Below are 9797 nucleotides of genomic sequence, written 5' to 3' on the forward strand. Positions count from 1 at the left end.
GGCACATCCCCTCAAAAAAATGAGGGGATGTGCCTTTTTATTCAGAAGGACTTTTTCAGTGGCCTCGATAGGGAGCCCACGGACTTTCTGATGAAAATTAAGGAGCCTCTATTCCCACGATGTGGGTTTGAGGCTTTTGTTGGTTATATTGGCTTATTTTGCGCGAGGTCCCATCCGCCTTGGATCGGCTTTAATGGATTGCCCTTTGCATCAAATTGCCAGTACGTCCATTTGATTTTTCCAAATTTTAATTCAATCGATTCTTCCGTATCATCGAACCTATAACTGCTTACCACAATGTCGTCGAATTCGAGGGTCAGAAATTCAACCTCCTGACCTTTTCCGGATGGGCGCGTGAATGCAATTTTACCTTTTGAGATATGCGTCCCCTTGAACTCACTCATCATTAATGGAATGGAAGAAGAATCGAAATTTTTCGTGAAAGCAAAGCTGTCGAAGTTGATTTTCCCGGCGGAACCCGAACCCGAGCCTGAACCGGATGATTTTGAATCCCCGGACATTTGATAGCTGACAGACGTGAGACCGATCCACTTGTCATAACGTTTATTAATGGATTCCCCCGAAATACCATCCAGCTGCAAATACACTTGAACGTTACCATCAGCTGCGGCAGCGGGAACCACACTAAAAGCCAGCGCCAACAAACAAGCTGCTAAAACGGACAAAAGAAATTTTTTCAAATAAATCAACTCTCCCCAATAGTTGTTGATACATTATGTATCTTTAGAACTAGTATATTCGTATTTCAATGGTTTGTATATCCCGTATTTTTCGAAATAAACTTAGGTTTTTAGATGTTCTTTTTGTCTCATCGCTGCGGCGCAGCTGCACCGGAACAAATGTCTTTTTCGCTGCGCCTCGGCAGCTTTTTTTGACAGTACCGGCATATAATAAAATAACTCGATTTCACTTCATTGTCCTTCCATCACCTGATACGACAGAGATCTTTGAACGGTAATTGCGATCCAACCGATATAGGTTCAAAACCATAACTAGTTAGAAAATACCTTTCCTCACCTCGCAAGAAACATCCTGAAGATACATAGGACTCCGGAAATTAAGCCACTCTATACAAACCCTCGAATACCGAATATACTAGTTCTAAAGATACATATTGTATCAAAAAGACTTTAGGGAGAGTCGAAGTACATGAGAAAATATCTTTTGTCTATTTTTGCGGCTTGTTTGTTGGTTCTGACTTTCAGTGTGGTTCCAGCTGCCGCGGCCGATGGCAACAATCATGTGTATTTGAAGCTGGAGGGCATTTCTGGGGATTCCGTAGATAAACGTTACGAAAAGTGGATTGATCTTAGCTCTGTCAGTTATCAAATTTCCGGGAAATTAACGGCGTTTGATCCAAGCCATGCAGATGGAAAGATCAGCTTCAATAGCTTTATTTTCAAGAAAAACTTCGATTCTTCCTCCATTCCATTAATGCTGAATGAGTTCAAAGGAACCCATATTTCTAAAGGCAAAATTGCATTTACACGCCAAGCAGGAAAGGGCCAGGAAGTTGAGTTTCTGACGTTCGAATTCGAGAACATTGTTGTAAGCAGTTATAGCTTTGATGACCTAACGGAATCGATTGCTATCAAATTCGGGAAAATCAAATGGACATATTGGCCTATTGATTCAAAAGGGAACCCGGCAAAAACGCCGATTCAAGGTGGATGGGATCTTGAAAAGAATGGAGACAGCAGCCCTTCTAAGGACATGACAGCTCCTGTAACGCAGAGTACGTTTACTCCAGTGCGGTCAACGAAGAATAAAGTAACTGCCTTGACCGTAAAACTTACCGCAGCGGATTCCGGCTCTGGAGTAAGCAGGACAGAATATCGTATTAATGGTGGCGGATGGGTCACCTATACCGATACGTTCACTGTTCAGGCAGCTGCAGCACATAACCTGGAGTGGCGCAGTATTGATAAAGCAGGGAACGTTGAGAAAACATGGTTTGCGGATTTTGATAAAGGAACTCCGCCGCGTCAGATTTAAATAATAATAAGAAAAAGGTGGAAAAACTATGGAAAAAGAGGCGCAGCACACTGAAAAAAAGGTATGGATTTGCCCAATTCTTGAGATATTAGAAGTCAAACACACGTATACAACCGAGGAGTGGGAATTTATAGAAAGCGCTGAAGGCTTCTGGAAGCGGCAGCTGATGGAAAGTTAAATGAAGAGCGCAGAGGTTCTGCAATAGGAGATATCCTCATGGCTGACAACGAAAACGCCATCTCTAATGATGAGTTTATGTTGTTAACCAGTGGGGATTTTTCTATGCCCAAAAAATCGAGACGACCGCTTCCCTAGGGTGAATAGGGAAGCGGTCGCAAATAGCTGCGTCTAAATTGTCTGCTTATCGCGGTTAGTTCCGAAAATTCGTTATTCCAGCTCGATGGACTTTTGGATTTCACTCAATGTGTTAGCGCCAAGGAGACCAAGACGCCAGAAGGCCACCCCTTTAAGAGAGTAACGTTTGGCTAATCCGATTTTGCCGGATATGGACTGAGCGGTTTCGCTGCCCATCGAAATTCCGAGCACAAGCTTACTCTTTGGAACTTCCTTCATTGCAAGCAGAATAGCTTGATTAACGTGAGTTAATGGTTCTGGGGCTTTATCGTATGCATAATCGTAAGCCATGATGATAATTTCATCGGCATAGGAGGCAAGCTTCTTATAATCATAACCCCGGTATGAACCATTGAGCGGGTGGAGCGCAAGCGTTAGCTTCAGATTCGAGGCTTGCGCGCTTTGATCGAGCAAACGAACGAACTCGTTATAGGATTGCTGGACAGCGGCTATATCGCCTGTTAGACCGAGACCTTCAAAATCAAGCGTAATCCCGCTGAAATTATTCTCAGAGGCAAGCGTGACAAGCTGCTCGATAACGGTTGTCTGCAGGTTTTTGTCTTGTAGAAGCTTAGTAAGCTCTCCACTGCCGTCAGTAGCTACAGCCATAAGATTAGGCTTGCCTCCGGCATTTGCAGAATCCAATATGATTGATTCAGGTGTAATATTTCCTGCAGCTTCCGGCCAATAGAAATCTTTTCCGGTAAGCGTCAAATTGCCTGTCTGATCAATACGAGTCCAACCAAAGGAAACGGAATTGAATTTCTTGACATAGCTTAATTCTTTGAAAGAAGAGATCGCATAAAAAGCTTCTGTATAAAGCTTCTCTACTGGGGATGTGATGGAAACCGTCTGTGAAGCGCCATTCCAGCTTACCGCTGCGCCGAACTGAGAGCTGAAAAAGCTTAGCGGAACGAAGATCGAACCGTCTTTGGCCAAAGGGGGAACGGTTAGAAGCTTCTGCTGACCATTTACAAGGGCCTTCTTGTCATTCTTGTGAAGAACAACTTGAGTCAATTTCCCGTTCCGGGACTTCGTCGCAAGGACAGTCTGGGATTTCTCAGACCACATGACTTGAATATTCAAAGCTTCAGCGATGGCGCGGAAAGGAACCATCGTTGTCCCCTGCATGGCAAAAGGGGCAGCTGGAAAAGGTAAAGGAAAACCGTCGAGCATAATGCTGATTGGCTTGCGGACAACAGAAGCAGCTGAAACGGTGGAAAGTCCTGAAAATAGCAGAAGTGCGGAACTGGCAACCAATAATGACGATCTTATCTTAGTTAGCATGTTTTCAACTCCTAAACGTTTTTGCGAGTCCGAGTAATAACTCGCATCAGAAGCACAAAGCCGTATTCACAACTGCAGCGGAGGTTTTGCGAATTCGAACGACTTTTGTAGATGGCTTTCTACCGCTGAATGTTTTTGATAATGAGGAAAGCGATCTACAACGGGAGCATGAATCGTAAAACCGCAGCATCAAAACCATAGCTACAAGTATAGCAGGAATAAATCTCTCATACCTATCAATTCCTAGTAAATTTAATAGAAATTTAGAAATTTAAATAGACTGCTTCAACCGGTTGCTTTTCCGCGATGAAGCAGTCTGAAATCAGCCTTGAGCCTTTTGTTTGGGTGAGTCTTCAGAAGACCGAGAGCGGCTCCGCTGCATCGAGGGATGAAGAGAGACTCTGTTTTTACCGGAGGTTTTGGATTTATACATCATTTCGTCGGCCTGCTTAATAACTTCCTCAATCGCTATCCCATCTCGCGAAACGCTCACTCCCACGCTGATCGTAACCATCGTTTCTTTCTCAACACGGTTTCTGATGGTCTCTGCTACTTCTTCCGGTTTGATGCCCGGGGCAGCTACTAGACCGAGGAGTTCCTCACCGCCATATCGCCCAGCAGCGCCAATACCGGCCGTTTCTTCGCGAATGATGTCGGCTACTTGCTTTAACACGCCGTCCGCTTTGTGATGTCCCTGAGTATCATTAAGCTTCTTGAAATTATCAATATCGCAGAAAATAATTGCAATTCGGTTGGTTTGACGAAGCATTTGCTCAGCTTTCTTGTGGAAGTGGCGCCTGTTATACAAGCTGGTCAGGCCGTCTGTTATAGAGGACTGGAAAGTCAATAGAAGTCGGTCAAGCACCCATTCGAACAAGAGTAAGAAGAGAAGCGTATAATATACAACCGGCAGCAAATGGCTCAGGATGACAAGCATCGGAACCTTGCCATGGAAGACATAACTGTCTGCAAGCCGTGAGAGCTGGTAAACAAAATAAACAATTAAACTAGCAGAATAGCTGAATCGCTGCTCGATTCCGCGCAAATTGAGCAGGATAGCAAAGTTTAATACGAGCCCATAAAAATCAACAGCCAGAAGCTCCAATCCTTCCTGGCTGATTGGTTGGTTCAGTATATCAGGCGTAAAAGCGATTTGTGCGGCAGTAATAAGCACAAGCCCGATCAACATAAGCAGAAATGGCATGCCTTTCAATCTAATTGAAGGCGGAGTATACAATTTCATGAAAACAAAGTTTATAATAATAAAGGAGAGAAGTCCCGTGAACGAATGAATCAAATACAAGTAGGGAGAATGGGACATACTCGGGAAAGTTAAGCTGATGAGTGCAGCATTCTGCAGCAGGACAACGGGAAGCGTAAAGATTAACATGCGATGAGTTTTGTTGCGGCGGTAGCTTTTGTAAAGACGAACAGACATAAACAGCATAAGCAGCAGTATGGTTATTACACAAGCGGATGCGAAAATTTGACCGGTTGACCCGGCCAGCCATTGCAAAATCGACATGATTTAACCACCTAAGATGATATTTATTTCATAGCTGATTACGATCGGGATCATTGATAGGCCAGCTTTACAGAAACATATGTTCTAGTATATCATAATTTTGGCAGACCGAATACCACGATTCTACCTGAAGAATTCGCGTTTCTGATGAAACGTCAAGAATATGCTTACGAAGTGCGTTTCTGATGAAACGCTTAGGAGGGCAAGCGCATGAATATATTACAAGCTTTGTTTTTTCCGCCGGAACAACCGGGTGGAGTGTCCTCAATGGTTCCTTATATACAAGAGAGGTTCAATAAGCTCGGGTGGCCGACGGAGCTGTTCTCCTTGCCCAAGCGGGTTAGAGGAAAAGGGCAGGAAGCTGTTCAGTTCGAAACCTTTGATGTTGCTTTGTACGAAGGCAATCCGACGATTGATAAGTATTTGCAAACCTACCGTGATTACGTTTGGTGGACGAAACTGCGGATGAGCAAGTCCTATGACTTGATTCATGCCCACCATCCTATTCCTGCGCTTGTGATGAAGCAGCTTTATCCGGATACCCCGCTTGTCATGACCATTCATTCGAGTTATGAGCGTGAATTGATTTTGAATGGCAAAATCATCGAGGGCGGTCCGGAACATCGTTTCCTGACTTCCATTTATGGAGAGCTCGAAGCGAAGACGGACCGGATTTTAACAGCGTCTGAGTCATTTCGTCAATATATGACGCCTTATGTGAAGCGGCCCGAGGCCATTCATGTGATCCCCAATGGTTTTGATGAGAAGCGGTTCAAACCGATTTCTCATGAAAATGAAGTTGTTCAGCTGATCACTGTATGCCGGCTTGTTCCTGCAAAAGGTCTTGATATTCTGCTGCATGCCTGTGCAGAGCTCAAAGCGCGGGGGCAGGGGTTTGTGCTTCATATCATTGGAGACGGTCCAATCCGGACCGAGCTGGAACAGCTTGCTTTGCAGCTGAATTTGTATGACGACATTATTTTCTACGGCTATATGCTTCATCCGGAGGAGTTCATGCCTTTCTTTGATGTTTTTGTGCTCCCGTCAAGGGCGGAAGCATTTGGTTCCGTATTTGCAGAGGCTGCGTTATGTTGGCTGGCTCTCGTCGGGACGGATGTCGGCGGGATTGCAGAGCAGATTGAAGACGGGACTAACGGGCTGCTTGTACCGCCTGAGGACCCGCTTGCATTAGCCAATGCACTGGAGAAGGTAATCAGTGATCCTACCTTCCGATATAATCTGGCTCGTACCGCTTGGAATAAAGCGAAGAAGGTTTACTCTCTGCAGAGGGTAATCTCTCAACTCAAGCAAGTGTATCTTGAAATCAATCCGCAGTCCGAGGCGACGGAGTAAGAAAGGGGAAATGAAATGATGAGCGTATCGTTTCGTTTCATCCATGCGGCGGATTTGCATGTGGACAGTCCGTTCCGAGGACTGTCAGAAGCACCTTCCTATGTTCAGGAGGCATTGTTCAGGTCAACCTTCGATGCGGTGCATAATCTCGTCCAGACCGCTATTTCCAATGAGGTTGATTTTGTCGTCATTGCCGGTGATCTCTATGATACGTCGAATCGTTCCCTGCGTGCGCAGCTTGCGCTCCAAAGAGAATGGCAGCAGCTGCATGCCCATGGTGTGCAGCTCTTTGTGATTCACGGGAACCATGACCATCTGTCAGGCAGCCGGGCAAATTTGAAATGGCCGGAAAATGTATATACATTCCATTCAGACAGCGTTCAAAGTGTACCTGCTTTCCGGAGAGATGGTCAGCTGGCTGCCTATATCTACGGTATGTCATACGGTTCAAGGGCTGTAACGGATAATATCGCCGCTGGATATAAGCCGAATACAGCAGAAGAGCATTACCATATTGCGCTGCTGCACGGCAATGTCGACGGTTCGGCAGAACATGATCCTTATGCGCCTTGTTCACTGGTTGAATTAGCAGGTGCCGGATTTAATTATTGGGCTCTTGGCCATATCCATACCCGAGAAATTCTGCATACCTATCCTCATGTTGTGTATCCGGGAAATACGCAGGGCAGACATGCACGTGAGACAGGGGCTAAAGGATGTTATCTCATTGAAGTTTCACAGACCAAGGAAACGGTGCTGACTTTTATTCCGCTTGATGCTGTAAGGTGGGAGGAAGCGGCCGTGTCTATTGCTAATTTGGCAACCGAACATGCACTGCTGCATGCTGTGGGACGTGCGGTAGAGGAACAACGATTGTTAAGTCAGGGTAGGCCCTGCATGATTAAATTGAAGATAGAGGGCCGCGGCCCGATGCACCGCCATTTGGTAAACCCTGTGTTCGCGCAGGAATTACTGGAGGGCTTAAGAATTCAATTTAGTGATGAAGATGGTGGGACGGATAAGCTCTCGCAGTCCTGGTGTTGGATCTATGCGCTTGAAACACGAACGGGCGTGGAGATAGACCTAGCTGCTTTGGCAGCGGAGGACAGCTTCACAGGTCAGCTTATTCGCGAAAGCTTAGAGCTTGAAGAGGATGCTGCTGCCGGCGCAGCTTTTATTGAAGAAGCATTAGCTCCGTTATTGCTGAATCCGCGATTGCGAAAATTATTAGGTTCGAAACTGAAGGATCGGTCTCCGATCTTATTACAGCAAGCAAGAGAGCTGTCTGCAGGCCTTCTTACCGAAGAATCGGAAACAGCACCGGCTGAGAAACGGGATTCCGGCGAGGGGGATGCTTGATAATGAAATGGACCGGATTACATATTGAAGGCTTTGGGAAGCTGCATCATTTTCATTGTCATTTTGATGCGCCAGTAACGGTTATTTACGGAGCTAACGAAGCTGGAAAAAGCACGACGCTGGCTTTCATCAGATCTATGCTTTACGGCTTTGCTTCAAAGGCAAAAAGATCGGAGCGCCTTGAGCCCGTTGCCGGGGGGCGGCACGGAGGGCGGCTTTTTTTTCGGGATTCAGCAGGTCTGGGTTATGTGGTAGAGCGGTTTGGTCATACATCAAGTAAAGTGAATGTTCGCCGTTATGAGGCATCCGCTGAAGCTGGAGGAATGGACGTTCAGGAAACGTTAACCCAAGAGATGTGGGAGCGTTACTATTTGGGCGGGGTGAATGAGAGAGTCTTCCGTCAGTTATTTGCCATCACCTTAACTGAGCTGCAGGCAATCGGGATGCTGGAAGGTGATGAGCTTGGGAAGCAGCTTTACCACGCGGGCTGGAACGGAGGGACGAGCATTGCAAGGACGGAGAAGCTGCTCAGCACGCAGCTGGACGGGCTGTATCGACCTCGCGGGAGTACACAGCAAATCAATAAGCTGGTTCGAGCATTGGAACAAACGGAATCGCAGCTTAGGCAATTAGACGATGGAATAGCTGTCTTTAATGAATTAACGCAAGAGCGGATAGGGACGGAAGCGGAGCTTGACGGGCTGGATAAACGGCTTCCAATATTGCGCGATCGCGCAATATTGCTCGGAAGAGCTTGCTCGCTTTGGCCGCTGTGGGTCAATCGGCTGGTTTTGGAAAAGGAAGTGCAGGCACTTGAGTTAACAGCTATTCTGCCTTCCGATGCCAGAACACGGTGGGAGGCATTAGCAGCAGAACGTGATCGTGTCCAGAGGGAGCTGGATCGGGTTAGATTGCTGGCTGAACGGGTGGAACAAGAGAAATCGATATTAACCGTTAACAGCGAATTAATGGCTCATTTGGATGAGATTGAGGCGCTGCTTCTCTCCGTTGAGAAAATAAATGCCTCCCGGCTGGAGCGCAGAGAGTTGGAAGTGGAGCAGCGGGAGCACCGGGAAGCGGTGGAACGATTATTGTACCGCATCGCACCGGATTGGACTCAGCTGCAGCTCCGCTCTCTGCGCGTGACGGTTGCGGATCGCGAGTCGGTTCGTGGGATGCGGGCAGCTATGAATGAAGCAGACCGGACACGGAATCGAGCTGAGGCGGAGCTTCACTCGATAAGAGAACAGTTGAACGAATTATCCGAGCTGGAGACCGAGCTTGGACAACCAAAGAGGCAAGGTCAAGCCCGGAGCAGTGACAGTAACGGGAGTTACGTAACTGATAACGGAAGTAATAATGGAAGTGAAAACGGGATTGAAGACAGAAGTGATAACGGGATTGAAGACAGAAGTGATAACAGAAGTGATAACAGAAGTGATAACAGAAGTGATAACAGAAGTGATAACAGAAGTGATAACAGAAGTGAAGATAGAAGTGATAACAGAAGTGAAGAAAGAAGTAACGGAAGTAACGGCAGCAGCTCTGCTTACACTATTATAGATGAATGGTTTGGGTTAGTGCCGGAGAAGCCGGATGCTCTCCGCCATGCGGCTCGTGTGTTCGAGGAAGCATGGCGGGAGTTTGAGATGGAGCAGCTTCGCGCTGCGCATGAAGCTGCGGCTGAGTCGCCGAGAATGAGCGAGAATTCCGCGATTCGAGGTGACTGGCTGTGGGTGGCAGCTGGGCTTGCAGCTATGGCTGCTGTGGGGTTTGGCGCGGCCGGCTTGCGCATGGCCGCGATAGCCGCCGGCGCGGCCGCGGCCGCATTGGCCGCGGCTGCGCTGCTGCGGCAGCTGCGCTGGCGCGGTGCGCGCGAAGCTGCACCGCGCGGCGCAGCCGG

Annotated in this window: 8 protein-coding genes; 5 read left to right on the forward strand and 3 right to left on the reverse strand. The window is 47.1% G+C overall.

What is annotated here, in order from left to right; all coding sequences use genetic code 11:
- Window positions 1-143: 143 nt before the first annotated feature.
- Window positions 144-701: an Hcp family type VI secretion system effector gene (locus ACFPYJ_RS09860; protein ID WP_379187951.1), complete on the reverse strand. Its 558-nt coding sequence runs from the start codon at window positions 699-701 to the stop codon at window positions 144-146.
- Window positions 702-1170: 469 nt separating this feature from the next.
- Here ACFPYJ_RS09860 and ACFPYJ_RS09865 point away from each other — a divergent pair, with 469 nt between their 5' ends.
- Together ACFPYJ_RS09865 and ACFPYJ_RS09870 are read left to right on the forward strand one after the other, a co-directional pair.
- Complete coding sequence (locus tag ACFPYJ_RS09865; RefSeq protein WP_379187953.1) at window positions 1171-2016, forward strand: Hcp family type VI secretion system effector; 846 nt, start codon at window positions 1171-1173, stop codon at window positions 2014-2016.
- A gap of 28 nt (window positions 2017-2044) precedes the next feature.
- Window positions 2045-2194, forward strand: a complete 150-nt coding sequence (locus ACFPYJ_RS09870; RefSeq protein WP_379187954.1) for a hypothetical protein — start codon at window positions 2045-2047, stop codon at window positions 2192-2194.
- A 209-nt stretch (window positions 2195-2403) separates the two neighbouring features.
- Here ACFPYJ_RS09870 and ACFPYJ_RS09875 read toward each other — a convergent pair whose 3' ends face one another.
- Together ACFPYJ_RS09875 and ACFPYJ_RS09880 are read right to left on the reverse strand one after the other, a co-directional pair.
- Window positions 2404-3657: a stalk domain-containing protein gene (locus ACFPYJ_RS09875; RefSeq protein ID WP_379187956.1), complete on the reverse strand. Its 1254-nt coding sequence runs from the start codon at window positions 3655-3657 to the stop codon at window positions 2404-2406.
- 322 nt (window positions 3658-3979) lie between these two features.
- Window positions 3980-5182, reverse strand: coding sequence for a GGDEF domain-containing protein (locus tag ACFPYJ_RS09880; RefSeq protein WP_379187958.1), 1203 nt, complete (start codon window positions 5180-5182; stop codon window positions 3980-3982).
- 210 nt (window positions 5183-5392) lie between these two features.
- Between ACFPYJ_RS09880 and ACFPYJ_RS09885 the strand changes: the two genes are divergently transcribed.
- The 3 genes from ACFPYJ_RS09885 to ACFPYJ_RS09895 form a co-directional block, all read left to right on the forward strand.
- On the forward strand, window positions 5393-6535 hold the full coding sequence (locus tag ACFPYJ_RS09885; protein WP_379187960.1) for a glycosyltransferase family 4 protein: 1143 nt from the start codon (window positions 5393-5395) through the stop codon (window positions 6533-6535).
- An 18-nt stretch (window positions 6536-6553) separates the two neighbouring features.
- Window positions 6554-7894 (forward strand): metallophosphoesterase family protein, encoded by a 1341-nt coding sequence (locus ACFPYJ_RS09890; RefSeq protein WP_379187961.1) that lies wholly within the window; start codon window positions 6554-6556, stop codon window positions 7892-7894.
- A 2-nt stretch (window positions 7895-7896) separates the two neighbouring features.
- On the forward strand, window positions 7897-9797 hold a 1901-nt coding region (locus ACFPYJ_RS09895), incomplete at its 3' end, for an AAA family ATPase (protein ID WP_379187962.1).

This window comes from Paenibacillus solisilvae (assembly GCF_042656405.1).
In the GTDB taxonomy this organism is placed as follows: Bacteria; Bacillota; Bacilli; order Paenibacillales; family Paenibacillaceae; genus Paenibacillus_Z; species Paenibacillus_Z solisilvae.